We start from the raw sequence: 24,582 nt of genomic DNA, 5'->3' as shown, positions 1-24,582 counted from the left end.
ATGACGACGACCACCGGACCATCGAGATCCAGGGAGAACCACGTGACGACCGGAGCCACCGTCTGGCTCACGGGTCTGCCGAGTGCGGGCAAGACCACCATCGCCCACGAACTGGCCGGCCGGCTGCGCGAGGAGGGCCGCCGGGTCGAGGTGCTCGACGGCGACGAGATCCGCGAGTTCCTCTCCGCGGGCCTCGGCTTCACCCGCGAGGACCGGCACACCAACGTGCAGCGCATCGGCTTCGTCGCCGAACTGCTCGCCCGCAACGGCGTCATCGCGCTCGTCCCGGTCATCGCGCCGTACGCGGACAGCCGGGACGCGGTACGCAAGCGGCACGGGGCGAACGGCACGCCCTACGTCGAGGTGCATGTGGCGACCCCGGTCGAGGTGTGCTCCGTACGCGATGTGAAGGGCCTGTACGCCAAGCAGGCCGCGGGCGAACTCATCGGGCTGACCGGCGTGGACGACCCGTACGAGGAGCCCGAGACGCCCGATCTGCGGATCGAGTCGCAGAACCAGACCGTGCAGGAGTCCGCGGCGTCGGTGTACGCCGCGCTCAGCGAAAGGGGACTGGCATGACGACCGTCGCCACCGTCGAGGAGGGCACGGACAACCCGTACGCCCTTTCCCACCTGGACGCCCTCGAGTCCGAGGCGGTGCACATCTTCCGCGAGGTGGCGGGCGAGTTCGAGAAGCCGGTGATCCTGTTCTCCGGCGGCAAGGACTCCATCCTCATGCTGCACCTGGCGCTGAAGGCGTTCACCCCGGCGCCGGTGCCGTTCTCCCTGCTGCACGTCGACACCGGGCACAACTTCCCCGAGGTCCTCGACTACCGCGACCGCACGGTCGCAAAGCACGGGCTGCGGCTGCACGTCGCCTCCGTGCAGGACTACATCGACCGCGGGGTGCTCAAGGAGCGCCCGGACGGCACCCGCAACCCGCTGCAGACGGTGCCGCTCACCGAGAGGATCCAGAGCGAGAAGTTCGACGCCGTCTTCGGCGGCGGGCGCCGCGACGAGGAGAAGGCCCGCGCGAAGGAGCGGGTGTTCTCGCTGCGCGACGAGTTCTCCCAGTGGGACCCGCGCCGCCAGCGCCCCGAGCTGTGGAACCTGTACAACGGCCGGCACGCCCCCGGTGAGCACGTCCGGGTGTTCCCGCTGTCCAACTGGACCGAGCTGGACGTGTGGCAGTACATCGCCCGCGAAGGCATCGAACTGCCCGAGATCTACTACGCGCACGAGCGCGAGGTGTTCAGCCGCTCCGGCATGTGGCTGACCGCCGGTGAGTGGGGCGGCCCGAAGGACGGCGAGAGCGTCGAGAAGCGGCTGGTGCGCTACCGGACCGTGGGCGACATGTCCTGCACCGGCGCGGTGGACTCCGACGCCGACACCATCGAGAAGGTGATCACCGAGATCGCCGCCTCCCGGCTCACCGAGCGCGGCGCCACCCGCGCCGACGACAAGCTCTCCGAGGCCGCGATGGAAGACCGCAAGCGCGAGGGGTACTTCTAGAGATGAGCACCATCACGACCGAGGAGCTCGCGGCCACCACGCTGCTGCGGTTCGCCACCGCCGGTTCCGTCGACGACGGCAAGTCCACGCTGGTGGGCCGGTTGCTGCACGACTCCAAGTCGGTCCTCACCGACCAACTGGAGGCCGTGGAGCGGGTGTCGGCGAGCCGGGGTCAGGAGGCGCCCGACCTGGCGCTGCTCACCGACGGTCTGCGGGCCGAGCGGGAGCAGGGCATCACCATCGACGTGGCCTACCGCTACTTCGCCACGCCCCGGCGCCGGTTCATCCTCGCCGACACCCCGGGCCACGTGCAGTACACGCGGAACATGGTCACCGGCGCCTCCACGGCCGAGCTGACCGTGGTCCTGGTCGACGCCCGCAACGGTGTCGTCGAGCAGACCCGCCGGCACGCCGCCATCGCCGCCCTGCTGCGCGTCCCGCACGTCGTCCTCGCCGTCAACAAGATGGACCTGGTCGACTACCAGGAGTCCGTGTTCGCGGGGATCGCCGAGGAGTTCACGGCGTACGCGACCGAGCTGGGCGTTCCCGAGGTCACCGCGATCCCGATCTCGGCGCTGGTCGGCGACAACGTGGTGGAGCCGTCCGCGCACATGGACTGGTACGGCGGCCCCACCGTGCTGGAGCACCTGGAGACCGTCCCGGTCAGCCACGACCTGGCGCACTGCCACGCGCGGCTGCCCGTGCAGTACGTGATCCGGCCGCAGAGCGCCGAGCACCCCGACTACCGGGGCTACGCGGGGCAGATCGCCGCGGGCACCTTCCGGGTGGGCGACGCGGTGACCGTGCTGCCGTCCGGACGGACGACGACGGTCACGGGGATCGACCTGCTGGGCGAGCCGGTCGACATCGCCTGGACGCCGCAGTCGGTGACGCTGCTGCTGGCCGACGACATCGACATCTCCCGCGGTGACCTGATCGTCCCCAGCAAGGACGCGCCGGCCGTCTCGCAGGACGTCGAGGCCACCGTGTGCCACGTCGCCGACCAGCCGCTGACCGTCGGCCACCGGGTGCTGCTCAAGCACGGCACCCGCACCGTCAAGGCGATCGTGAAGGACATCCCGTCCCGGCTGACGCTGGACGACCTGTCGCTGCACCCGCACCCCGGGCAGCTCACCGCCAACGACATCGGCCGGGTGAAGATCCGCACCGCCGAACCGCTGCCCGCCGACTCCTACGCGGACTCGCGGCGCACCGGCTCGTTCATCCTCATCGACCCCGGCGACGGCACCACGCTCACCGCGGGCATGGTCGGCGAGTCCTTCGCCGCACCGGAGCCCGTCAAGGACGAGGCCGACGACGACGGGTGGGACTTCTGAGCATGAACTCCACCGATTTCTACTCCGGGTTCGCGAAGGAGGGCGGCCGCGTCGGCAGCGGTGCGCTCGGCAGCGGGCAGGGCGGGGTGGCCCGATGTGTGCGATGACGTACGCGCACCGCTCGCGCGCCCTCACCCCCCACCGCCGTAGACGAAAACCCGCCGACTTCCCGGCCACGGCCTGAGACCAGGACCGTGACCGCCGGGCCTTGCGAGAGGAACACCTCCCGTGCCTGCCACAACAGCCCTGCGCCGTACCCTCGCGGTGATAGCCGCGCTTCCGCTGCTCACCCTGGCCGCCTGCGGCTACGGATCCGAGGCCAAGGACGACGACACCGCGAAGGTCACCGCCGGGGCGAAGAAGACCGACGGTCTCGACTCCGTCAGGATCGGCTACTTCGGCAACCTCACCCACGGCACCGCGCTGGTGGGGAACAAGAAGGGTCTGTTCCAGAAGGAACTCGGCGCCACCAAGGCCACGTACGCGATCTTCAACGCGGGGCCGTCGGAGATCGAGGCGCTCAACTCCGGTTCCATCGACATCGGCTTCATCGGCCCGTCCCCCGCCATCAACGGCTACACCAAGTCGGGCGGCAAGAACCTGCGGATCATCGGCGGTTCGGCGTCCGGCGGGGTGCGGCTCGTGGTGAACCCGGACAAGGTGAAGTCGCTGAAGGACGTCAGGGGCAAGCGGATCGCGACACCGCAGCTGGGCAACACCCAGGACATCGCGTTCCTCAACTGGGTGGCCGAGCAGGGCTGGAAGGTCGACGCCCAGAGCGGCAAGGGCGACGTCACGGTCGTCCGCAGCGACAACAAGGTCACCCCGGACGCGTTCAGGGCCGGGTCGATCGACGGTGCCTGGGTGCCGGAGCCGACCGCGTCGAAGCTGGTCGCGGAGGGCGGCAAGGTGCTGCTGGACGAGGCGTCCCTGTGGCCGGACGAGAAGTTCGTGATCACGAACATCATCGTGCGCCAGGAGTTCCTGAAGGAGCACCCGAAGGCCGTCGAGGCCGTGCTGAAGGCGTCCGTCGAGACCAACCGGTGGATCAACGCCAACCCGGACGAGGCGAAGACCGCCGCCAACGAGCAGCTGGCGGCCGACTCCGGCAAGGCGCTGCCCGCCGAGGTGCTCGACCCGGCTTGGGAGTCGATCCGGTTCACCGACGACCCGCTGGCCGCCACGCTCGACGCCCAGGCGGAGCACGCCGTCAAGGCGGGTCTGCTGGAGCAGCCCGACCTGGACGGCATCTACGACCTCACGCCGCTCAACAAGGTCCTGAAGGCCGCCGGTGACCCCGTCGTCGACGACGCCGGACTCGGCGCCAAGTAAGCCCGGATCACGAAGAGTTCCCAGGAGGTGACGACCATGGCCACGACCCTCGCCAAGGCCGCCGACGGCACCGGGGCGGCCACGCACGCCGCCCGGATCGAGCATGTTTCGAAGTCGTTCGCGGGCCCCGCCGGACAGCAGCTCGTGCTGGACGACATCACCCTCGATGTCGCGCCCGGTGAGTTCGTCACCCTCCTGGGTGCCTCGGGCTGCGGCAAGTCCACGCTGCTCAACCTGGTCGCGGGGCTCGACCGCCCCACGGCCGGCACGATCAGCACGGACGGGCGGCCGGCCCTGATGTTCCAGGAACACGCCCTCTTCCCGTGGCTGACCGCGGGCAAGAACATCGAACTCGCCCTGAAACTGCGGGGAGTTCAGAAGAACGAGCGCCGCGAGCGGGCCGAGGAACTGCTGGAGCTCGTCCGGCTGAAGGGCGCGTACGGCAAGCGGGTGCACGAGCTGTCCGGCGGTATGCGGCAGCGCGTGGCGCTGGCCCGGGCGATCGCCCAGGACAGCCGGCTGCTGCTGATGGACGAGCCGTTCGCGGCGCTGGACGCCATCACCCGGGACGTGCTGCACGACGAGCTGACCCGCATCTGGCGCGAGACCCGGCTGTCCGTGCTGTTCGTCACGCACAACGTGCGCGAGGCCGTCCGGCTCGCGCAGCGGGTGGTGCTGCTGTCGTCCCGTCCGGGCCGGATCGCCCGCGAGTGGACGGTGGGCATTCCGCATCCGCGCCGTATCGAGGACACCGCCGTGGCGGAACTGTCCGTCGAGATCACCGAAGAACTCCGTGGGGAGATCCGCCGTCATGGCCAGCACTGAGACGACCGCGAAGGACAAGGACGGGGGCGACCTCGCCGGTCTGGAGGCGGGGCTCGACGCACTGGAGACGGTGCAGACCGGACGCAAGCCGCTGCGGCAGACCTTCGTGGAGAAGATCCTGCCTCCGGTCATCGCCGTCGCGCTGGTGCTGGCGGTGTGGCAGGCCCTGGTCTCCTTCGAGATCGTCGACGATCCGACCAAGCTGCCCTCGCCGGGCGCGGTGTGGGACGTCCTCCGTGAGGCGTGGCTCCAGGGCGAGCTCCTCGGCTACATCTGGACCAGTGTCTCGCGCGGTCTGCTCGGCTTCTTCTTCGCGCTGCTGATCGGCACCCCGCTGGGACTGCTGGTGGCGCGGGTGAAGTTCGTGCGCGCCGCGATCGGGCCGATCCTGTCCGGTCTGCAGTCGCTGCCGTCGGTGGCGTGGGTGCCGCCGGCGGTGATCTGGCTGGGTCTGAACAACCAGATGATGTACGCCGTCATCCTGCTCGGCGCGGTCCCCTCGATCGCCAACGGCCTGGTCTCCGGCGTCGACCAGGTGCCCCCGCTGTTCCTGCGCGCCGGGCGCACGCTGGGCGCGACGGGGCTGAAGGGCACCTGGCACATCGTGCTGCCGGCCGCGCTGCCGGGCTATGTGGCGGGACTGAAGCAGGGCTGGGCGTTCTCCTGGCGTTCACTGATGGCCGCGGAGATCATCGCGTCGTTCCCGGACCTCGGCGTGGGCCTCGGCCAGCTCCTGGAGAACGGCCGCAACGCCAGCGACATGGCCATGGTCTTCGAGGCCATCCTGCTGATCCTGACCGTCGGCATCGCCATCGACCTGCTGATCTTCAGTCCGCTGGAGCGGTGGGTGCTGCGCAGCCGCGGTCTGCTGGTGAAGGGCTGAGGGACACCATGCGCCGTCCGGTACTTCTCGTCGTCGCCCACGGCAGCCGCGATCCGCGGCACGCCGCGACCGTGCACGAACTGGTGCGGCGGGTGCGGTCGCTGCGGCCGGGGCTGCGGGTGGAGACCGGGTTCCTGGACTTCAACATCCCTGCCGTCAAGGGGGTGCTGGAGTCCCTGGACGCGGAGGGCGTGCGCGATGTGGTCGCCCTCCCGCTGCTGCTGACCCGCGCCTTCCACGCCAAGGCGGACATCCCGGCGGTGCTGGCCGAGGCCCCGCCGCGGCTGCGGATCCGCCAGGCCGAGGTGCTGGGCCCGTCCCCGCTGCTGCTGGCGGCACTGGAGCGCCGGCTGTACGAGGCGGGCCTGACGCCCGCCGACAAGTCCTCGACCGGGGTCGTCCTGGCCTCGGCGGGGTCCTCCGACCCGGAGGCGATCGCAGTGATCGCAGCAATCGCGCGGGAGTGGCGGCACACCGGTTGGTGCGCCGTGCGGCCTGCGTTCGCCTCCGCGTCCCTGCCCCGCACCGAGCAGGCGGTACGGGACCTGCGGGCCCTCGGCTGCGCACGCGTCGCCGTCGCGCCGTACGTCCTGGCCCCCGGCTTCCTCCCGGACCGGATCGCCCGGGGCGCGGCCGGGGCGGACGTCCTCGCGGACGTGCTGGGCCCGGCGCCTGAGGTGGCGCGGGTGCTGCTGGAGCGGTACGACGAGGCGCGGGTGCCGCTGCTCGCGGCGGTCGGCGCCTGAGCTCAGCCCTCGGTGAGCTCCACCAGTTTGCGCACCGTGTTCCAGTTGCGGCCGGTGGCGACGACGCCCTTGTTGATACGGGGTCTGGCCAGGTGCTCGGCGAGTTTCGAGCGGCCCAGGCCGTTCGGGGCGTACAGGTAGAGGGCGCGGTCGCCGAGGCGGAACTCCTCGGGCAGATACGCCTCTCGGTCCATCCCGGCGAAGCGCTCGGGGGTGACGGGTGCGGAGAAGTACGTGACGTGGAGCTGCTTGGGCTCCAGTTCGCCGGCCGGGAACGGGCAGGCGTCGACGATCCCCTTCAGATAGGCGTGGTCGCGCACGATCACGTCCACGGCGAAGCCGAAGTGCCGCTCGACCGCCGCCGACAGCTCTGCGGCCAGTGACTCCTCGTCGCCGTGCGCGGCGGTGAACACCACCTGGCCGCTCTGCAGGTGGGTGCGCACCCCGTCGTGACCGAGGCCCTCCACGAGGGCGCGCAGGTCGGCCATCGGGACTTTCCTGCTGCCGCCCACATTGATCCCGCGCAGCAGTGCCGCGTATCTCGTCGTCGCCATGCGCACACCCTAGGACGGCCGTCGTACCCCGTGGGGGTGTGCCCGACGGCGGTGGCGTACCGGGACCCTGATCAGCGGCCCCGACACGCCCGGGTACGTGTAGGGGGCCGCTGTCCTCCCCAGTGGGGAGGAGGCGGGCGCCGATCGGATGACCCGGGGCTTCCCGGCTTCGCCGGACAGCACGACGAGACGGGCTTATCCGGCCCCTACCTTCGAAAGGGTCAGGTGGCGGCAGGGGGTCGCTGCCGAACACGAGGGAGCGAGCCCGTCATGGGGAACGGACAATCACGGGTGCGGGGCCTCGCCGCACGGGCCGGCGGCTGGAGCGCCCGGCACCGCTGGGCGGCCGTCGGCATCTGGGTGCTGTTCGTCGTGCTGGCGATGGGTCTCGGTTCGGCCGCGGGCCGGGTCGACGTCGGCGACAGCGATCAGCTCAAGGGAGAGACCAGTACCGCCGCCCGCATCATCGAGGACGCCGGCATCGAGGAGCCGGCCGGTGAGACCGTGCTGATCCAGGCCGGGGACGGCGGTCCGAAGGCCACGGACGCCGAGTTCAGGTCGGCGGTCACCGCGGTCGTCACGGCGGTGGAGAAGACCGGCGAGGTCACGGACGTCACCTCGCCGTACGAGAGCGACACCATCTCGCAGGACGGGCGCAGCGCGCTGGTCCAGTTCGACGTGCGCGGCGACTCGGACACCGCCGGTGAGCGGATCGAGCCGGTGCTGAACGCCGTGGAGGACGTCCAGAAGGACCACGAGTCGCTGCGGATCGAGGAGATCGGCGGCGCCAGCATGATGAAGACGTTCGACGACGCGTTCGGCGACGACTTCAAGAAGGCCGAGTACTCCGCGGTGCCGGTGGCCCTCGGCATCCTGCTGATCGCGTTCGGCGCGCTGGTGGCGGCGCTGCTGCCGGTGGCGCTGGCGATCACCGCGATCATGGCGACCATGGGTCTGATGGGCCTGGTCAGCCATCTGCAGCCGATGAGCGAGACCGCGAACTCGGTGATGCTGCTGGTCGGCCTGGCCGTCGGCGTCGACTACTGCCTGTTCTACCTGCGCCGCGAGCGTGAGGAGCGGGCGGCCGGCCGGGACGCCCAGGCCGCGCTGCGGATCGCCGCCGCGACCAGCGGCCGCGCGATCGTCGTCTCCGGTGTCACGGTGTGTGTGGCCATGGCGGGCATGCTGTTCACCGGGCTCGCCGAGTTCGAGGCGATGGGCCTGGCCTCGCTGATGGTCGTGGCGGTCGCCATGGTCGGTTCCGTCACCGTCCTGCCCGCGCTCCTCTCGCTGCTGGGCGAGCGGGTCGAGAAGGGCCGTCTGCCGTTCCTGCGCCGGCGGCGCACCGGCGGCAGTGGTGACAGCCGGTTCTGGTCGGCCGTACTGAAGCGGGTGCTCGCCAAGCCGGTGCTGTCGGTCGTGGTGGCGACCGGTGCGCTGCTGGCGGTGGCCGCTCCGGCGGTCGGGATGAAGACGCAGAACCTCACGCTGGACCAGGAGTTCGGCGACTCGCTGCCGATCGTGCAGACGTACAACCGGGTCAACGACGCCTTCCCCGGCGGCTCCGAGCCGGCCGAGGTGGTCGTCAGGGCGGACGACATCAACGCGCCCGAGGTGCGGTCCGCGCTCGCCGAGTTCCGTGAGCGGGCGATCAGTTCGGGGGCCTCGCGCGGCCCGGTCGAGATCAAGCTGCACGACCAGCAGAACGTCGCGTTCGTCTACGTCCCGCTGGTGGGCGGCTCCGACCAGGACAAGGCGGGCGAGAGCCTGGACATGCTGCGCGACGAGGTACGGCCCGCCACGCTCGGTGAGGTCGACGGCGTCGAGGCGCCGATCACCGGGCAGGTCGCCGGGAACAAGGACTTCAACGACCAGCTGGTCGGCTCCGTGGTCCCGGTCTTCGCCTTCGTGGTGGTCTTCGCCTTCCTGGTGATGCTGCTGTCGTTCCGCTCGCTGACGGTCGCGATCACCTCGATCGTGCTGAACCTGCTGTCGGTGGGCGCCGCGTACGGCATCCTCGTGGCGGTCTTCCAGCACGGCTGGGGCGCGTCCCTGGTGGGCGCGGAGGGCGTCGGCGCGATCATCACGTGGCTGCCGCTGTTCCTCTTCGTGATCCTGTTCGGCCTGTCGACGGACTACCACGTGTTCGTGGTCTCCCGGATCCGCGAGGCCCGGCTGCGGGGCCGTACGACGCGGGACGCGGTCCAGCACGGTGTGGTCACCACGGCCGGTGTGGTCACCAGTGCCGCGATCATCATGGTCGCCGTGTTCGGGATCTTCGGAACGCTGTCCATGCAGTCCATGAAGCAGATGGGCGTCGGCCTCGCGGCGGCGGTGCTCATCGACGCGACGATCATCCGGGGAGTGCTGCTGCCCGCGGTGATGGCGCTGCTCGGCGAGCGCAACTGGTACCTGCCGAAGTGGCTGCACCGGATGCCCGACCTGACCCACGACGAGTCGCCGGAGGCGGTGGCGCCGCCGGCGTCGCGGGACGACGAGGGCGAGCGGGTGCCGGTGTGATCCGGTAGGCGCGCTGCGAGACGGGCCCGGCGGTTCTCCGCCGGGCCCTCTTTGCAGACAGGGGCGGAGGTCACGCTGCCCGGCGCCGGCGGGGTGCCGCTGCGCCCACCCGTGCCGCCCCAGCGGCACGACTGCCCGCAGTCGCGTCAGCGTGTGGGCAGCTCCGCCTCGATCAGGTCGGCCGCCCGGCGAGTGCCGCCCTCCTCCGCCATCTCGGCCTGGACGCCCTTCAGCCGCCGGGCGACCTCCGGGTCGTCGACCAGGGCGAGGGCCGCCGCCCTCAGCACCTCGGCCCTCGCCTCGTCGGCCGGAACGTGCCGGGCCACCCCGAGCCCCTGGAGCATGTCCGCGTTGCCGAACTGGTCCACGGCCTGCGGTACGGCGATCATCGGCGTGGCCGTGGCCAGCCCCTCCTGGCTGCCGCCGGCCCCGGCATGGGTGACGAACAGGTCGGCCTGCCTGAGGATCGCGAGCTGCGGCACCCAGGACCGCACCTCGACGTTCTCCGGTACGCCCCCCAGCTCGGCGGGGCCGACGTGCCTGCCGACCTGGAGCACCAGGTGCCAGCCGGGCAGGTGGGCGAACGCCTCGACGCACTCCCGGTAGAAGGCCGGCTGCTTGGTGAAGGACGACCCGAGCGACACCAGCACGACCTTCTCGGCCCCGGCGGGCCGCTGCCAGTCGCCCTCGGTACTCCGGTCGCCCTGGCAGGCCCCGACGAAGGAGTGCACCCGCTCGTCGACCCGGTCGGCGTGGGGCTGGAGGGCCTTGGGGATCAGCACGATGGAGCGGTCGGGGCGGCCCACGAAGTCGTCGGGATGCATGGTGATCCCGTTCTCCTCCAGCCAGGCGTGGAAGCGGGCGTAGTACGCCTGCCCCCGCTCGGTCTTCTTCGGCTCCTCCCACATCGGCTCGGCGACCTCCTGCTCGTACCCGTCCCAGGCGACGAGGTTCGGCGAGAGGGAGACGGCGGGCACGCCCCAGCGGTGGGCGAGCACACGGGCCGGGTAGGAGGTGATGTCGTGCAGGACGAGGTCGGGGGTGTCGCCCTCGTGGGCCTCGATGAGCTGCGGGAGTGCCTGGACGGCGTCATCGAGGAACGGCTCCATGTTGTCGAGCAGTGTGGTGCCCCAGGCCTCCGGGTCGTCGTCGGGGCCGGGCAGCGTGCTGTTCCACAGCTTGAGTTCGGCGCCCGTCTCGGCGACCTTCTCGGCGAACAGCGGCGGGATCGCGTACGTGACCCGGTGGCCGCGCGCCACGAGCTCGCGGATCACCTCGAGGCTGGGGTTCACGTGCCCGTGGGCGGCGATGGAGAACATGGCGATGTGTGCGGGACCGGTCATGCGCCGACAGTAGACGAGACGATACGTCTCGTGCAACCTCTTTGATCTCCTGTCGTCGGCTCCACGTGCAGCCGCGGCCACCTCGCCGGCGCCGGGCGACCGACCGCAGCCCCACCCGGCGGCCGCGGTCGGCCAGGACCGTGCGCCGCTCGAAGACCGCCCGCCGGCCCACCGGCCGGGGCGTCATCCGCGGCGCGGTGTCCCTCACCGCCCGCCCCGCCGAGGCCGGGGCCCGCAAGGTCCCCGGGGCGAGGTCCCGGGGTTCCCCGTGCCGCAGCGCCCGGACGTCAGGCGCGGTGACGGTGAGCGGACGCTCGGCCGTACCCTCGGGGCGGATCGCCCCCTCCTACATCCGGAAACCCGCGGGCCCCCGCACCGCGGCGGCGGCGAGCTCCTCGACCCGGGCGGCGGGTACGGGCACACCGGACGCCTGCTGGACCCAGGCCACGAATTCCCTGACGGTGAGGCCGGACGGCGGCTGTCCCACGTACGGGAGGGCGTACAACGGGGTGTTGGGTTCGCTGCGCCAGCTGTCGGCCAGTGCGCCGAGGTCCACCGCGTCGAAGCCGAGGACGTCCAGCAGGTCGGCCACCTCCTTCTTGGCGTCCGGGTCGTCGCCGGAAAGCGGCAGCGCGGTGCGGTCGGGGGCTCCGGCCGGGCGGAACAGCTCCATCAGCTGCTTGGGGCCGATGTTGTGCAGTGCCTTCACCACCCGGGCGTCCGCGAGGTGGCGCTGTACCAGTTCGCTGGAGGTCAGCTCGTTGCTGTCGAGTTCCGGCATCTCGAAGTCGGAATGCGGCGCGTAGTTCATCGGGTCGATCACGGTCTTGCCGGCGAGCTCCGCCCGGGGCAGCTGCTCGTGGGCGGCCAGCGGCACGGCCGCGATGACCAGATCACCGGCGTTCGCCGCTTCGGCCGGGGTGGCCGCGCGGGCCCGCTCGCCGAGCTCCGCGACGAGGCCGGCCAGCGTCCCGGGGCCGCGTGAGTTGCTCAGGACGACGTTCAGGCCGGCGTCGACGGCGCGGCGGGCGGTCCCGAGGCCGACCATGCCGGTGCCGATGACGCCGAGGGTTGTCGTACTCACTCTGTTCTCCGTTCGTGTTTCCCCGCGTCGCGGCATCCAGCGGGTAGGACCGCTCCGGCGGGCTCGTACCCATCACAGCCGGAGTCACCTGCGCGAACAATGACCAGAAACGCTCGGCAGCGATCACCTCGCGTGATAGATCGGGCAGATGGAACTGAGAGCGCTGCAGTACTTCGTGACCGTCGCCGAGGAGCTGCACTTCGGGCGCGCGGCGCGACGGCTGGGCATCGTGCAGCCGGCGGTGAGCCAGCAGATCGCCCGGCTCGAACGGGAGCTCGGCGTGCGCCTGCTCGACCGCACCTCACGCCGGGTACGGCTCACCCCGGCCGGCGGACGAGTGCTCGCCGCGGCCCGCGAGACCCTCGCCGCGGCGGCCCGGGTGCGGGTGGTCGCCGGAGAACCGGCGGCCGTCCTGCGGATCGGGGTGGCGTCCTGCGTCACCGGACGGCTCGACCGGGCGGTGAGCCGTCTGGGCGACGGCGAACGCCCCGCCGAGCCGAAACTGGTCGACCTGCCGGTGACCGCGCGGCTCGACGCCGTCCGAAACGGCGAACTGGACCTGGCGCTGGTGCGGGGCACGCTCACCTCCGCGGCGGTGAGGGTGGTGCGCGCCTGGTCCGAGCCGCTGCACGCAGTGCTCGCGCGTGAACACCCCGCCGCCCGCAGGCCCTCGGTCGGCCTGCACGACCTCGATCCGTACGGTCTGCGGCTCCCCGCCCGCGACAGTGACCCGCCGATGCATGACGCGATCCTCGCCGCCCTGCCCGTGGCCCCGCTGCGGCCGCCTGCCGGGGACATGCTCAGCGTGCTGTTCGAAGTGGGCCGGGACACCGAGGGCTGGACGCTGATGCCGGCCGAACAGCTCGACGGGTCCCGCTCCGAGCGGTTGCTCCGGATGCCGCTCGACCCGCCGGTGACCGTCGACGGCCACGTGGTCACCTCACTGGCCACCCCGAAGCCGTGCGTGGCGTCGTACGTGGCCGCGTTCGCGGATTGAACTCCCGCCTCGGGCAAGTGTTTCCCGGGAAGGAACACCGTGTCCCGCCCCGCGCCGACGGCAATACGCCGAGCTTGTTCCACCGGACTCGGCCGACGACGTCGGCCGGCCGGGGCCCGCGGCCGCGGCCGCTCGGCCTACCCGTCCCCGGCTTCCGCGAGAGCCTTGGGGACGACACCGACCGGGATCCCGACGCCGGCGGCGCGCAGCGGTTGTCCGGACGGCCGCGCTCAGCGCTGGTAGCGGGCCAGGACCAGGTTGCCGTCCTCCTCCAGCCGTTCGCGCAGTTCGTCGAGGCCGATCGCGCCGCTGTAGTACTCCTGGAGCGCCGGGGTGGCGACCTTGTCCTTCCACTCCGGGTAGCCCCGTACGGTCTGTGCGGGCGCCGGGCGCAGCCGGGCCGCCAGTGCGGTGCCGGTGGCCCAGCCGTGTTCGGCGGTGTGCAGGGCGGGGTCGGCGAGGGCCTGGCGGCCGGTGGGGAGCATCCAGTCACCGAGGGCGAGGCGGACCATGTTCCGCGGCTGGAGCAGGAAGTCGAGGAAGGCCGCGGCCTCCTTCTTGTGCGGGCAGTCCTCGGCCACGGAGAGCGTCTGCGGGCTGACGCCCTGGGTGAGCCCGCCGGCACCGGCCGGGGCGGGCAGCACCCGCCACTCGAAGCCCTTCGGCGCCTGCTGGACGATCTGCTGGCGGTAGGAGAACCCGAGCGGCACCATCGCGTACGTGCCGGCGAAGAAGCCGGGCAGGGTGTCGGAGCCGCCGCTGCCGAGCGTGGTGGGCGAGGCGCTGCGGTCGGTGTTCACCTGCTCGTGGACGGTGCGCGGGACGACCTCGTCGCCCTCCTCGAACCGCACGGTCACCTTGCCGTCGCCGCCCCGGTGGAACAGCCGTCCGCCGGCGGAGAGGGAGAGGTTGAGCGTGGCGGACACGGGCTCCTTGAGCGGCCAGGCCACGCCGTACTTCCCGTCGCCGCCGAGCCGCTTCGTGATGCGACGGAACTCGGCCCAGCTCCAGGGGTGTTCGGGGGTCGGGACACGGACGCCGGACTTCTCCAGCCAGGTGGCGTTGGCGATGAGCACGCGCGGTTCCTGGAGGAAGGGGACGCCGTAGACGCCGTCGCCGAAGGTGACGGTCTCCCAACTGCGGGGCGGGATTTCGGACTTCAGCCGCTCGGGCAGCAGGTCCGTCAGGTCGGCCAGGTAACCGCCGTAGGCGAAGTCGGCGAGGTCGTCGGAGGCGTCGTGGATGATGTCGGGTGCCTCGCCGCCCTCGAAGGAGGTGAGGAGCTGGTCGTGGACGCTGTCCCAGCTGCCCTGGACGTACTCCACCCGGACGTCCGGGTGGGCCGCGTTCCACTCCTCGACCAGTTCCCTGTTGGCCTCGACCGACTCCTGCTGCCAGGCCAGGGACTGGAAGCGCAGGGTGATCCGGCCGTCGTCGCGGGTGCCGCCGGAGGAGCAGCCCGCCAGGAGCAGGGCGACGGCGAGTACCGTCACGAGGATTCTGGTCCGCATCAGCTCTTCACCGCCCCGGCGAGCATGCCGCCCGTGATCCGCCGCTGGATGATCGCGAAGACGACCAGGGAGGGCAGCGTCGCGAGGAACGCGGCAGCCGCCAGCGGGCCGAGGTCGGCGACTCCCTCGGCGCCGATGAAGTGGGTGAGGACGACCGGCAGGGTCTGTTTCTCCGGGGTCTTGAGCAGGACGAGGGCGAAGAAGAACTCGTTCCACGCGGTGACGAAGGCGAACAGCGCGGTCGCGACGATCCCCGGCGTGAGGAGCGGGGCGGTGACCGACACCAGGATCCGCAGCCGCCCGGCCCCGTCGACGGCCGCCGCCTCCTCCAGCTCGGCCGGCACGGCACGGACGTATCCGGTGAGCATCCACAGGGCGAAGGGCAGTGCCCAGACCACGTAGACCAGCACCAGACCGGGCACGGAGTCGATCAGCCGCAGGTTCTTCAGCACCAGGAAGAGCGGGATGATCAGCAGCACGAACGGGAACGCCTGGCTGACCACCACCCAGCCGGTGGCGGCCCGGGCAAGGGCGGTGCGGTGACGGGCCATCACATACGCCATCGGGGTGGCGACGACGACGGCGACGACGGCCGCCGCGAGCGCGGCGAGCAGGGAGTTGAGGGCGGCCCGCAGCAGTGGCTGTTCGTCGAAGGCCTGACGGAAGTTGGCGAGGGTGGGGTCCTCGGGGATCCAGGTCGGGTGCAGACCGGCCAGCTCCGTCGGCGGCTTGAACGCCGTCGAGACCAGCCAGAGGAACGGAAAGGCGAGGAAGACGAGATACGCGAGCAGCGCGGCGTACTGGCCGACGCGGGCGCCGGTGGAGGTCCTCATGCCCGGTCACCTCCCCGGAGCCGGCCGGCGAGGAAGACGGCCAGCGCGATCGAGACCGCGGCGACCATGACGCAGCCCATCGCCGCCGCGTAGCCGAACTGTCCGTAGCGGAAAGCCTCTTCGTAGGCGAAGAGCATGGGCAGCCGGGTGCGTCCGCCGGGGCCGCCGTTGGTCAGCACATAGACCAGGGCGAAGGAGTTGAAGTTCCAGATCAGGTTGAGCGCCGTGATGGCGAGGGCGACGGGGCGGATGGCGGGCCAGGTCACCGTGCAAAAGCGGCGCCAGGCGCCGGCGCCGTCGACCGCCGCCGCCTCGTGCAGCTCGCGCGGGGTGTTCTGGAGCCCGGCGAGCAGCGCGACCGTGGTCTGGGGCATTCCGGCCCACACGCCCACGACGATCACCGCGGGCAGGGCGGTGGCGAGCCCGCTGAGCCAGTCCCGGCCGTCGCCCAGGCCGAGGTCGCGCAGTGTCTCGTTGAGGATGCCGGCGTCGGGGTTGTAGACGATCCGCCACATGATGCCGACCACCACCTCGGGCATCGCCCAGGGAATGATCGCCAGAGCCCGAGCCGCCCAGCGCAGTCTCAGGTCCTGGTGGAGCAGCAGGGCGAGGCCGAGTGCCAGCAGGAACTGCGGCACCGTCACCCCGACCGCCCACACCAGACCGATCCGGAAGGACTCCCAGAACAGCGTGTCGTGCAGCAGGTCCCGGAAGTTGAGGGTGCCGATCCACCGGGTGGGCTCGGTGCGGCCGGACTGGGCGTCGGTGAAGGCCAGCAGGATGCCGTAGAGCAGCGGGCCGACGCTGAGGACCAGGATCGGGATCAGGGCGGGCAGCACCAGGAACCAGGGGCCGTGGTCGACGGCCCGCCCGGCTCTGCGGCCCGGGTCGGGCGCGCGGGGTACCGGTCTCCTCACCTCGGTCACTGACGTCACGAGATCAGCCCCTTTGCGCGGCGCGGGTGGGCCCGGCCATGGTCGTGAAGGCGCTCGCCCCCGTCAAGGGGCCACGCACACCGCCCGACCTGTGTGAATGCGACACTGGCCGACGGATGGCCGGATACCGGCGGTCGGACGGGACCGGTGATCGGGCGTGGACGGACAGGGAGGCGGACGGATGGACGAGGCACGGGCGCGGGACGTACTCGCGGCGGCGGGAGTGCTGCCCGGTGCGGCGGCGGACGCGCGGCTGCTCGCCCTCGGTGAGAACGCGGTGTTCGCCGCCGGTGACCTGGCCGTCAAAGTGGGCCGTGACGCCGAACTGCTGGAGCGGGCCCGCCGGGAGCTGGCCGTCGCGGGGTGGCTGGCGGAGCAGGGCGTGCCGGCGGTGCGGGCGGCCGAGCCGGAGGCACTGCTCGTCGACGGGCACCCGGTGACCGTGTGGCACCGGCTGCCGGAGGCGGTGCGGCCCGCCGGACCCCGGGATCTGGCCGGACTGCTGCGGCTGGTCCACGCACTGCCCGCTCCCCCCTTCGCGCTGCCGCCCCGCGAGCTGCTGGGCGGGGTGGAGCGCTGGCTGCGCCTCGCGGGCGACGCGATCGACCCCGCGGACGCGGCGTACCTGCGTGAGCGGCGCGACGGTTTCGCCTCGGCCGCGGCGGCGCTGACGCCCCGGCTGACGCCGGGCCCCATCCACGGGGACGCGCTGCCCCGCAACGTGCACATCGGGCCGGACGGGCCGGTCCTGGTCGACCTGGAGACCTTCTCGGCCGATCTGCGCGAGCACGACCTCGTGGTCATGGCCCTCTCCCACGACCGCTACGGGCTGCCGGACGAGGCGTACGCCTCCTTCACCGCCGCCTATGGCTGGGACGTGCGTGCCTGGGAGGGCTGCTCGGTGCTGCGCGGCGCGCGGGAGACCGCCAGCTGCGCCTGGGTCGCCCAGCACGCACCGGGCAACCCCGCGGCACTGGCCGAGTTCGTACGCCGGGTGGCGTCGCTGCGGGACGGGGACGGGACCGTGCGCTGGTATCCGTTCTGACCTTCCGGCCTTCGGACCGCCCGGCGCGTCAGACCCGCTCGCCCGCCGGCTCCCGCAGCGGCCAGGTGCCGTCGATCACCGCGCCGGCGTCGCCCTTGCGGCGCAGGAAGTCCTGGAAGTCCGCCGCCCACGCGGCGTACCACTCGATCTGGCGGCGGTGCAGCTCCACCGGGTCGAGGGCCGCGACCTCGGGGTGGCGGCCGGCTATCGCACAGGCCAGCCGGGCCGCGGCGAGGGCGTCGGCGGTCGCGTCGTGCGCCGAGCCGAGGACGACGCCGTACTCCGCGCAGACCGCCTCGAGGTTGCGCTTGCCGCGCCGGTAGCGGTCGACGGAACGGTCGATGGTGTACGGGTCGATGACCGGGGCGGGATCGGCGCCGCCCAGACGGTCGCGCAGCGACGGCAGTCCATACCGCCGCAGTTCGGCGGAGAGCAGGGTCAGGTCGAAGGCCGCGTTGTAGGCGACGACCGGGACGCCCGCCTTCCAGTGGGCGGTGAGGACGCCGGCGATGGCGTCGGCGACCCGGTCGGCGGGGCCGCCCTCGGCGGTCGCCCGCTCGGTGCTGATGCCGTGCACCGCCACCGCGTCCTCGGGGATCGGCACGCCCGGGTCGGCCAGCCACTCCCGGCGGCTCACCGGCTCCCCCGCCCTGACCTCGATCACGGCCCCCGTGACGATCCGTGCCTCGCGCGGATCGGTACCCGTCGTCTCCAGGTCGAAGCCGATCAGCGGCTCCCGGTGCCAGCCCATGGGCCGTCCCCCTTCTGTGTGGTGCGTTCCCCCAGTGGTTCCCACCTTCGCACGCACCACTGACAATCAGAGGATCGCGTTCCGCTTACCGGCCGGGACGGCTCCTCGCCGCCCGCTCACGACACCGGCCGCGCATCCGTCCACATCAGCTCGAACTCCTCGCGGTAGGTGGGGAACAGTCCACCTTCCTCGACTTCGCCCGGCTTGACCACTTTGATCCCGTTGCGCAGGACCAGTACCGGCGCCTCCATCCCCCGGGCCCGGCGCAGATGGTTCTGCACGACCGCGACGCCGTCCGACCCGTCCCCGTCCACGAGGTAGGCGGTGCAGCGGGGCGTCTCGTCGTAGACCTGGATCTCGAAGGCGCCGGGGTCGCGCAGCCGGGACCGTACCCGGCGCATGTGCAGGATGTTCATCTCGACGCTGCGGCCGAGCTCGCCGCGCTTGAGGCCGAGCTCGCGCTCGCGGCGCTTGACCGCGCTGGAGGCCGGGTTCAGGAACAGCAGCCGCACCCGGCAGCCGGACTCCGCCAGCCGCACCAGGCGCCGCCCGGAGAAGTTCTGCACCAGCAGGTTGAGGCCGATGCCGAGGGCGTCGAGCCGGCGGGCCCCGCCGAAGATGTCCTCGGCCGGGAACTGGCGCAGCAGCCGCACCCGGTCCGGGTGGACGGCGACCACGTCGGCGTACCGGTCGCCGACCAGGTCCTCGACCGCGTCGACGGGCAGCCGGCGCGCGGACGGCACGTCGCCGCCGGCGCCGAGCATCTCGAGGAGCCGCGCGGAGGCCCGCTCGGCCTGGGCGAGGACCGTCTCGGACAGTGCGCGGTTGCGGGAGACGACGTTCCGGGTGACCTCCAGCTCGTCCAGGGCGAGTTCGACGTCCCGGCGGTCGTCGAAGTACGGCTCGAAGCAGGGCCAGTGCGCCACCATCAGCTCGCGCAGCTGCGGCAGCGTGAGGAAGGACAGGACGTTGTCGTCGGCCGGGTCGAGCAGATAGCCCTTGCGGCGGCTGACCTCGCGCACCGCGACCGCGCGCTGCACCCACTCCTGCCCGGCGGGCCCGGCGGCGGCGACCACCCAGTCGTCGCCGTGCACGGGCTCGTAGATGGGACGCAGGACGGCGGCCACGACCGCGCGCAGCCGCTGTTCGACGAGGTTCAGCCAGATGTAGGCGCGGCCGGCCCGCTGGGCGCGGGTGCGCACCTCGCGCCAGGCGTCGGCACCCCAGTCCAGCTCCGGCCCGATCGAGCCCGCGTCCATCGGCCGTGCCAGGGACACCGCACCGGGCGGGACGTCCGTGGAACCACTCCCCTCGTGACCGTCGTCACCAGGGGGCAGTTCCAGCCCTCCCGCGCCCACCCGCGTACCGCCTTCCGCTCCCCCGAGCACTCCCGTCCCGACGATCAAGGAGAGTACTCCGCCAGCGGTGCACGGTGCAGCCCGATGGACAGGGTCGTTTCCCAACTTCCCGTATTCACCGGACCGTTCCGCCCGGAGGGCCCCCGGGAGTGAGCGGATTCATAGCAAGATCGGCGGCGGGTACGGGTCATCGGACCCGAGGAGCACGGGTAGAAGGTGGTTCCCGTCCTTTCGGGGAGACACGGAAACACTCGGAGCCAAGGCGCCCCACCGGCGCCGTACACCTGAAAGAGTCGTATCCATGCAGGTCTGGCCTGGCGAGGCGTATCCGCTCGGTGCCACGTACGACGGCGCCGGAACGAATTTCGCGGTCTTCACGGAGGCCGCGGACCGAGTGGAGCTGTGTCTGCTGCACGACGACGGCTCCGAGACCGCGGTCGAACTGCGCGAGAGCGACGCGTTCGTGCGGCACGCGTACCTGCCCGGGGTCATGCCCGGGCAGCGGTACGGCTTCCGTGCGCACGGGCCGTACGCCCCCGAGCGGGGGCTGCGCTGCAATTCGGCGAAGCTGCTGCTCGACCCGTACGCGCGTGCGATCAGCGGGAAGATCGACTGGGGCGAGGAGGTGTACGGCTACCACTTCGACGACCGCGACCGGCGCAACGACCTCGACTCCGCGCCGCACACGATGACGTCGGTCGTGGTCAATCCGTACTTCGACTGGGGCGACGACCGGCGCCCCCGTACGGAGTACCACCACACGGTGATCTACGAGGCCCACGTCAAGGGCCTCACCATGCGCCACCCGGGGCTGCCGGAGGAACTGCGCGGCACCTACGCGGGCCTCGCGCACCCGGCGGTGATCGAGCACCTGACCGAGCTGGGGGTGACGGCGCTGGAGCTGATGCCGGTGCACCAGTTCGTCAACGACCACCGTCTGGTGGACATGGGCCTCAACAACTACTGGGGCTACAACACGATCGGTTTCTTCGCCCCGCACAACGCCTACGCGTCCTGGGGCGACCGGGGCCAGCAGGTGCTGGAGTTCAAGTCGGCGGTGAAGGCGCTGCACGAGGCCGGGATCGAGGTGATCCTGGACGTGGTCTACAACCACACCGCCGAGGGCAACCACCTGGGCCCGACGCTGTCCTTCAAGGGGCTCGACAACCCCTCGTACTACCGGCTCACCGACGACCCCCGCTACTACATGGACACGACGGGCACGGGGAACTCCCTGCTCATGCGGTCCCCGCACGTCCTGCAGATGATCATGGACTCGCTGCGGTACTGGGTCACCGAGATGCATGTCGACGGGTTCCGCTTCGATCTCGCGGCGACCCTCGCGCGGCAGTTCCACGAGGTGGACCGGCTGTCGTCGTTCTTCGACCTGGTCCAGCAGGATCCCGTGGTCTCGCAGGTGAAGCTGATCGCCGAGCCGTGGGACGTGGGCGAGGGGGGCTACCAGGTGGGCAACTTCCCGCCGCTGTGGACCGAGTGGAACGGCAAGTACCGCGACACCGTGCGCGACCTGTGGCGGGGCGAGCCGCGCGCGCTCGCGGAGTTCGCCTCCCGGCTGACCGGCTCCTCCGACCTGTACCAGGACGACGGACGGCGCCCGCTGGCCTCGATCAACTTCGTGACCTGCCACGACGGATTCACGCTGCACGACCTGGTGTCGTACGACGACAAGCACAACGAGGCCAACGGTGAGGACAACCGGGACGGCGAGAGCCACAACCGGTCCTGGAACTGCGGCGCCGAGGGCGGGACCGAGGACCCGGACGTGCTGCGGCTGCGGGCCCGGCAGATGCGCAACTTCATCGCCACGCTGATGCTCTCCCAGGGCGTGCCGATGATCAGCCACGGCGACGAGGTGGCCCGCACCCAGCACGGCAACAACAACGCCTACTGCCAGGACAACGAGCTGGCCTGGCTGGACTGGCCCGCGCCCGGCGAGGGGGAGGACGGCGGGCAGGACCCGCGCCGGCAGCTGCTGGAGTTCACCCGCGCGATGGTGTGGCTGCGCAAGAACCATCCGGTGTTCCGGCGGCGCCGCTTCTTCCACGGCCGGCCGGTGGAGGGCACCCACGACGACCTCTCCGACATCGCCTGGTTCACTCCCGAGGGCGCGGAGATGACCCAGCGGGACTGGGACTCCGCGCGGGCGTCGGCGCTGACGGTGTTCCTCAACGGCAACGCGATCTCCGAGCCCGGGCAGCGCGGGGAGCGCATCACCGACGACTCGTTCCTGCTGATGTTCAACGCCTCCCCCAAGCCGCTGGACTTCGTGGTGCCGGTCGACCACGGCCGGCAGTGGCAGGTGGTCGTCGACACCTCCCGCGCGGACGGCGTACCGCCCGGGACCGGTCCGAAGGTGGCGGCCGGCACCCGGCTGACGCTGACCGACCGCAGCATGACGGTGCTGCACCGGCCGGCGTAGCGGCTGCGGCGGCGCACCCCCGCGGTCACCCGTCCGGGCGACGGGTGGCTCGGTGGGAGGAGCGATGACAGATAAGGCGGCCACGCGGGTACGTAGGTTCCCATGACCTCTGAGCGACCTGACCCGGCGGTGCCCACGGCCACCTACCGGCTGCAGTTGCAGCCCGGCTTCCCGTTCGGGGCGGCGGCCGGCGCCGTGCCGTACGTGGCCTCGCTCGGCGTGTCCCATCTGCATCTGTCGCCCGTCCTGGAGGCCGTGCCCGGCTCGCGGCACGGCTACGACGTGGTGGACCACACGCGCGTGCGCGAGGAGCTGGGCGGCGAGGAGGGCCTGCGGGAGCTGGCGCGCACCGCGCGGGAGCACGGTCTCGGCCTGATCCTTGACATCGTCCCGAACCACATGGCGATGTCCCCGCGCCACAACCGGGCCCTGTGGGAGGTGCTGCGCGACGGCCCCGCGTCGCGCTACGCGCGGTGGTTCGACATCGACTGGGAGGCGCAGGGCGGCCAGGTGCTGCTGCCGGTGCTCGGGGGGCCGCTCGGCCGGGAGGCCGGCCACCTGAGGACGGACGGCGACGTGCTGCGCTACCACGACCACGCCTTCCCGCTGCGCGAGGGGACGGCCGGGCTGCCGCTCCCTCAGCTGCTGGACGCGCAGTGGTACCGCCCCGTGTGGTGGCGTCTGGCGCGGACCGAACTGAACTACCGGCGGTTCTTCAGCATCTCCGAGCTGATCGGGGTGCGGGTGGAGGATCCGGAGGTGTTCGAGGCCACGCACGCCAAGATCCTTCAGCTGCTCGGGGAGGGCGTGGTCGACGGACTGCGCGTCGACCACCCGGACGGGCTCGCCGACCCCGACGGCTATCTGCGGCGGCTGCACGAGGCCACGGGCGGCCGGTGGACGGTGGTGGAGAAGATCCTCTCCGACGGGGAGCCGCTGCCCGCCTCCTGGCCGGTCGCCGGCACCACCGGCTACGACGCCCTGCGGCACGTGGACGGGGTGTTCACGGACCCGGCGGGATTCGGGGAGCTGCTCGGCCGGTACCGGCGGTTCGCGGCCCCGCAGACGGACCGGGGCGGCGACTGGGACGCCACGGTGCGGCGGGCCGCGTACAAGGTGCTCACGCACGAGCTGGCCGCCGAGGTGGACCGGCTGGTCCGGGTGGCGAGCCGGCTGTGCGCGAGCGCTGCGGAGACCGGGCTGCGCGACCGCGCGCCCTGGGCGCTGCGCACCGCCCTGCGGGAGCTGCTGGTACGGCTGGAGGTGTACCGCCCCTACGCCTCCGTGGACGCGGCCGGTGTCGTCACCGAGGAGGCCGCCGCCGAGGCCCGGCTCGCCTTCGCCGTCCCCGAGGAGGCCGGGGCGGTGGACGTCGTACGGGACCTGGTGCTCGGGCGGTACGGGGACGGCGCGGAGTACGTGGAGTTCCGTACGCGGTTCGCGCAGACCGCGTCGGCGCTGCGGGCCAAGTCGGTGGAGGACACGGCGTTCTACCGCTATGTGCCGCTGCTGTCGGCGACGGAGGTGGGCGGGAACCCCGGTGACCCGGCGGTGTCCCCGGAACGGTTCCACGCGTACTGCGCGCGCGTGCAGCGCGACTGGCCGTCGACCGGGACGGTCGTCTCGACACACGACACCAAGCGCAGTGCCGATGTGCGGGCGGCGCTGCAGGTGCTCACCGAGTGCCCGGAGCGCTGGGCGGACGTCCTGGCGGAGGTCACCCGCGCGGGCGAGGGCGTGCCGGACGCGCAGCTGGCGTGGGCGGCCTGGCAGACGGTGTTCGGGCTCGGTCCCGCGGAGGAGGAGCGGGTGCGGGGGGCGCTGCTGAAGCATGTGCGGGAGGCGGGCCTGTACACGAGCTGGACGGAGCAGGAGCCGCCGTACGAGGAGGCGGTGGCGCGGTTCGTGGCGGCGGGGCCGTGCGGGGTGCCGGGTGAGCGGGTGGCGGCGCTGCGCGCCTCGCTGGAGGCGCACGTCCGGGCGAACGTCCTGGGCACGGCGCTGGTCCACCTGACGATGCCGGGGGTGCCCGACCTCTACCAGGGCACGGAGCACGAGTACCGGGCGCTGGTGGACCCGGACAACCGGCGGACCGTGCGGTTCACGGACGACGGGAGCGGCAAGGAGGCGGTGACGCGGGCGGCGCTGCGGCTGCGGGCGCGGCGGCCGGACGTCTTCGGTGACACGGCCACGTACGAACCGCTGTCCGCCGAAGGGCCCGCGGCGGCGCACTGCCTGGCCTTCGTTCGCTCCGGCGAGGTGCTCACCGCCGTGACCCGGCTGTCGCTCCGGCTGGCGGAGGCGGGCGGCTGGCGCGACACCCGCCTGCCCCTGCCACCGGGACGGTGGGCCGACGTGCTGGAGACGGAGCGGGAGTTCAGCGGGCACGCGCGCGTGGGAGAACTGCTCGGGCGCTCCCCCGTGGCACTGCTGGAGCGGCTCCCGGACTGAGCGCCCTTGACACCACCTCCCCACCGTGGGGTACCGCGCCACGCGGACGCGAGGGGTGACGGAGGGTGGGGCCGCTGCCGGAGTTGCGCCGTCCGGCGGCGGCCGAACCGGTCTCCGCCGCCCGGA

20 protein-coding genes are annotated in these 24,582 nt (G+C 72.0%); 12 read left to right on the top strand and 8 right to left on the bottom strand.

Features of this window, described 5'->3' with window-relative positions; all coding sequences use genetic code 11:
- Window positions 1–42 precede the first annotated feature (42 nt).
- From cysC to ACFXAE_RS06365, 7 genes are all read left to right on the top strand, one after another.
- Complete coding sequence (cysC, locus tag ACFXAE_RS06395) at window positions 43–579, top strand: adenylyl-sulfate kinase (protein ID WP_384708856.1); 537 nt, start codon at window positions 43–45, stop codon at window positions 577–579.
- Window positions 576–1,511, top strand: a complete 936-nt coding sequence (gene cysD / locus ACFXAE_RS06390) for a sulfate adenylyltransferase subunit CysD (RefSeq protein WP_384708853.1) — start codon at window positions 576–578, stop codon at window positions 1,509–1,511. The genes cysC and cysD overlap by 4 nt, the downstream gene beginning before the upstream one ends.
- 2 nt (window positions 1,512–1,513) lie before the next feature.
- On the top strand, window positions 1,514–2,848 hold the full coding sequence (locus ACFXAE_RS06385) for a sulfate adenylyltransferase subunit 1 (RefSeq protein WP_384708850.1): 1,335 nt from the start codon (window positions 1,514–1,516) through the stop codon (window positions 2,846–2,848).
- Window positions 2,849–3,076: 228 nt separating this feature from the next.
- A complete protein-coding gene (locus ACFXAE_RS06380; RefSeq protein ID WP_384708847.1) occupies window positions 3,077–4,180 on the top strand; it encodes an aliphatic sulfonate ABC transporter substrate-binding protein in 1,104 nt (367 codons plus the stop codon).
- A 36-nt stretch (window positions 4,181–4,216) separates the two neighbouring features.
- Window positions 4,217–5,005, top strand: coding sequence for an ABC transporter ATP-binding protein (locus ACFXAE_RS06375; RefSeq protein ID WP_384708844.1), 789 nt, complete (start codon window positions 4,217–4,219; stop codon window positions 5,003–5,005).
- Entirely contained in the window at window positions 4,992–5,888 is an 897-nt protein-coding gene (locus tag ACFXAE_RS06370; RefSeq protein WP_217134612.1) for an ABC transporter permease, read from the top strand. The genes ACFXAE_RS06375 and ACFXAE_RS06370 overlap by 14 nt, the downstream gene beginning before the upstream one ends.
- An 8-nt stretch (window positions 5,889–5,896) precedes the next feature.
- Complete coding sequence (locus ACFXAE_RS06365) at window positions 5,897–6,634, top strand: sirohydrochlorin chelatase (RefSeq protein WP_384708840.1); 738 nt, start codon at window positions 5,897–5,899, stop codon at window positions 6,632–6,634.
- Between the two features lie 2 nt (window positions 6,635–6,636).
- On the opposite strand, the gene ACFXAE_RS06360 is transcribed toward ACFXAE_RS06365, so the two are convergent.
- The gene (locus tag ACFXAE_RS06360; RefSeq protein WP_384708837.1) at window positions 6,637–7,188 is read right to left on the bottom strand and encodes a DUF1697 domain-containing protein; all 552 of its coding nucleotides are present in this window, start codon (window positions 7,186–7,188) and stop codon (window positions 6,637–6,639) included.
- Window positions 7,189–7,458: 270 nt separating this feature from the next.
- Between ACFXAE_RS06360 and ACFXAE_RS06355 the strand changes: the two genes are divergently transcribed.
- Window positions 7,459–9,708 (top strand): MMPL family transporter, encoded by a 2,250-nt coding sequence (locus tag ACFXAE_RS06355; protein WP_384708834.1) that lies wholly within the window; start codon window positions 7,459–7,461, stop codon window positions 9,706–9,708.
- Between the two features lie 146 nt (window positions 9,709–9,854).
- Here ACFXAE_RS06355 and mgt read toward each other — a convergent pair whose 3' ends face one another.
- Entirely contained in the window at window positions 9,855–11,051 is a 1,197-nt protein-coding gene (gene mgt, locus ACFXAE_RS06350; protein WP_384708831.1) for a macrolide-inactivating glycosyltransferase, read from the bottom strand.
- A gap of 346 nt (window positions 11,052–11,397) precedes the next feature.
- Window positions 11,398–12,135 carry an NADPH-dependent F420 reductase gene (locus ACFXAE_RS06345; RefSeq protein ID WP_384708828.1) on the bottom strand — a complete coding sequence of 246 codons (738 nt, stop codon included), beginning with the start codon at window positions 12,133–12,135 and terminating at the stop codon, window positions 11,398–11,400.
- A 148-nt stretch (window positions 12,136–12,283) separates the two neighbouring features.
- On the opposite strand from ACFXAE_RS06345, the gene ACFXAE_RS06340 reads away from it, so the two are divergent.
- Complete coding sequence (locus ACFXAE_RS06340) at window positions 12,284–13,132, top strand: LysR family transcriptional regulator (RefSeq protein WP_384708826.1); 849 nt, start codon at window positions 12,284–12,286, stop codon at window positions 13,130–13,132.
- Between the two features lie 230 nt (window positions 13,133–13,362).
- Here the strand turns inward: ACFXAE_RS06340 and ACFXAE_RS06335 are convergent, their stop codons facing one another.
- The 3 genes from ACFXAE_RS06335 to ACFXAE_RS06325 are packed head-to-tail and all read right to left on the bottom strand — an operon-like array spanning window position 13,363 to window position 16,411.
- Window positions 13,363–14,643 (bottom strand): ABC transporter substrate-binding protein, encoded by a 1,281-nt coding sequence (locus tag ACFXAE_RS06335; RefSeq protein ID WP_384708823.1) that lies wholly within the window; start codon window positions 14,641–14,643, stop codon window positions 13,363–13,365.
- Window positions 14,643–15,476: a carbohydrate ABC transporter permease gene (locus ACFXAE_RS06330; RefSeq protein ID WP_384708820.1), complete on the bottom strand. Its 834-nt coding sequence runs from the start codon at window positions 15,474–15,476 to the stop codon at window positions 14,643–14,645. The genes ACFXAE_RS06335 and ACFXAE_RS06330 overlap by 1 nt, the downstream gene beginning before the upstream one ends.
- The gene (locus tag ACFXAE_RS06325) at window positions 15,473–16,411 is read right to left on the bottom strand and encodes a carbohydrate ABC transporter permease (RefSeq protein ID WP_384708817.1); all 939 of its coding nucleotides are present in this window, start codon (window positions 16,409–16,411) and stop codon (window positions 15,473–15,475) included. Before ACFXAE_RS06325 ends, ACFXAE_RS06330 begins: the two co-directional genes overlap by 4 nt.
- Window positions 16,412–16,592: 181 nt before the next feature.
- Between ACFXAE_RS06325 and ACFXAE_RS06320 the strand changes: the two genes are divergently transcribed.
- Entirely contained in the window at window positions 16,593–17,456 is an 864-nt protein-coding gene (locus tag ACFXAE_RS06320; protein ID WP_384708814.1) for a phosphotransferase, read from the top strand.
- Between the two features lie 28 nt (window positions 17,457–17,484).
- On the opposite strand, the gene ACFXAE_RS06315 is transcribed toward ACFXAE_RS06320, so the two are convergent.
- Window positions 17,485–18,207: a 3'-5' exonuclease gene (locus ACFXAE_RS06315; RefSeq protein WP_384708811.1), complete on the bottom strand. Its 723-nt coding sequence runs from the start codon at window positions 18,205–18,207 to the stop codon at window positions 17,485–17,487.
- A gap of 116 nt (window positions 18,208–18,323) precedes the next feature.
- Complete coding sequence (locus ACFXAE_RS06310) at window positions 18,324–19,595, bottom strand: SAV2148 family HEPN domain-containing protein (RefSeq protein WP_384709065.1); 1,272 nt, start codon at window positions 19,593–19,595, stop codon at window positions 18,324–18,326.
- Between the two features lie 271 nt (window positions 19,596–19,866).
- On the opposite strand from ACFXAE_RS06310, the gene glgX reads away from it, so the two are divergent.
- Both glgX and treY read left to right on the top strand, forming a co-directional pair.
- Window positions 19,867–22,005 carry a glycogen debranching protein GlgX gene (glgX, locus tag ACFXAE_RS06305; protein WP_384708808.1) on the top strand — a complete coding sequence of 713 codons (2,139 nt, stop codon included), beginning with the start codon at window positions 19,867–19,869 and terminating at the stop codon, window positions 22,003–22,005.
- Between the two features lie 102 nt (window positions 22,006–22,107).
- Window positions 22,108–24,456, top strand: a complete 2,349-nt coding sequence (gene treY, locus ACFXAE_RS06300; protein WP_384708805.1) for a malto-oligosyltrehalose synthase — start codon at window positions 22,108–22,110, stop codon at window positions 24,454–24,456.
- The last annotated feature ends 126 nt before the right edge of the window (window positions 24,457–24,582 follow it).

Origin of the sequence: Streptomyces sp. NPDC059454 (assembly GCF_042749965.1) — a bacterium.
Lineage (GTDB): Bacteria > Actinomycetota > Actinomycetes > Streptomycetales > Streptomycetaceae > Streptomyces.
This window is presented reverse-complemented; position numbering and strand designations above follow the sequence as displayed.

Coding starts and splice junctions, on each gene's coding strand:
- cysD (WP_384708853.1), top strand. CDS start 576: ATGACGACCGTCGCCACCGTCGAGGAGGGCACGGACAACCCGTACGCC.
- ACFXAE_RS06385 (WP_384708850.1), top strand. CDS start 1,514: ATGAGCACCATCACGACCGAGGAGCTCGCGGCCACCACGCTGCTGCGG.
- ACFXAE_RS06375 (WP_384708844.1), top strand. CDS start 4,217: ATGGCCACGACCCTCGCCAAGGCCGCCGACGGCACCGGGGCGGCCACG.
- ACFXAE_RS06370 (WP_217134612.1), top strand. CDS start 4,992: ATGGCCAGCACTGAGACGACCGCGAAGGACAAGGACGGGGGCGACCTC.
- ACFXAE_RS06365 (WP_384708840.1), top strand. CDS start 5,897: ATGCGCCGTCCGGTACTTCTCGTCGTCGCCCACGGCAGCCGCGATCCG.
- ACFXAE_RS06360 (WP_384708837.1), bottom strand. CDS start 7,188: ATGGCGACGACGAGATACGCGGCACTGCTGCGCGGGATCAATGTGGGC.
- ACFXAE_RS06355 (WP_384708834.1), top strand. CDS start 7,459: ATGGGGAACGGACAATCACGGGTGCGGGGCCTCGCCGCACGGGCCGGC.
- mgt (WP_384708831.1), bottom strand. CDS start 11,051: ATGACCGGTCCCGCACACATCGCCATGTTCTCCATCGCCGCCCACGGG.
- ACFXAE_RS06340 (WP_384708826.1), top strand. CDS start 12,284: ATGGAACTGAGAGCGCTGCAGTACTTCGTGACCGTCGCCGAGGAGCTG.
- ACFXAE_RS06335 (WP_384708823.1), bottom strand. CDS start 14,643: ATGCGGACCAGAATCCTCGTGACGGTACTCGCCGTCGCCCTGCTCCTG.
- ACFXAE_RS06330 (WP_384708820.1), bottom strand. CDS start 15,476: ATGAGGACCTCCACCGGCGCCCGCGTCGGCCAGTACGCCGCGCTGCTC.
- ACFXAE_RS06320 (WP_384708814.1), top strand. CDS start 16,593: ATGGACGAGGCACGGGCGCGGGACGTACTCGCGGCGGCGGGAGTGCTG.
- ACFXAE_RS06315 (WP_384708811.1), bottom strand. CDS start 18,207: ATGGGCTGGCACCGGGAGCCGCTGATCGGCTTCGACCTGGAGACGACG.
- glgX (WP_384708808.1), top strand. CDS start 19,867: ATGCAGGTCTGGCCTGGCGAGGCGTATCCGCTCGGTGCCACGTACGAC.
- treY (WP_384708805.1), top strand. CDS start 22,108: ATGACCTCTGAGCGACCTGACCCGGCGGTGCCCACGGCCACCTACCGG.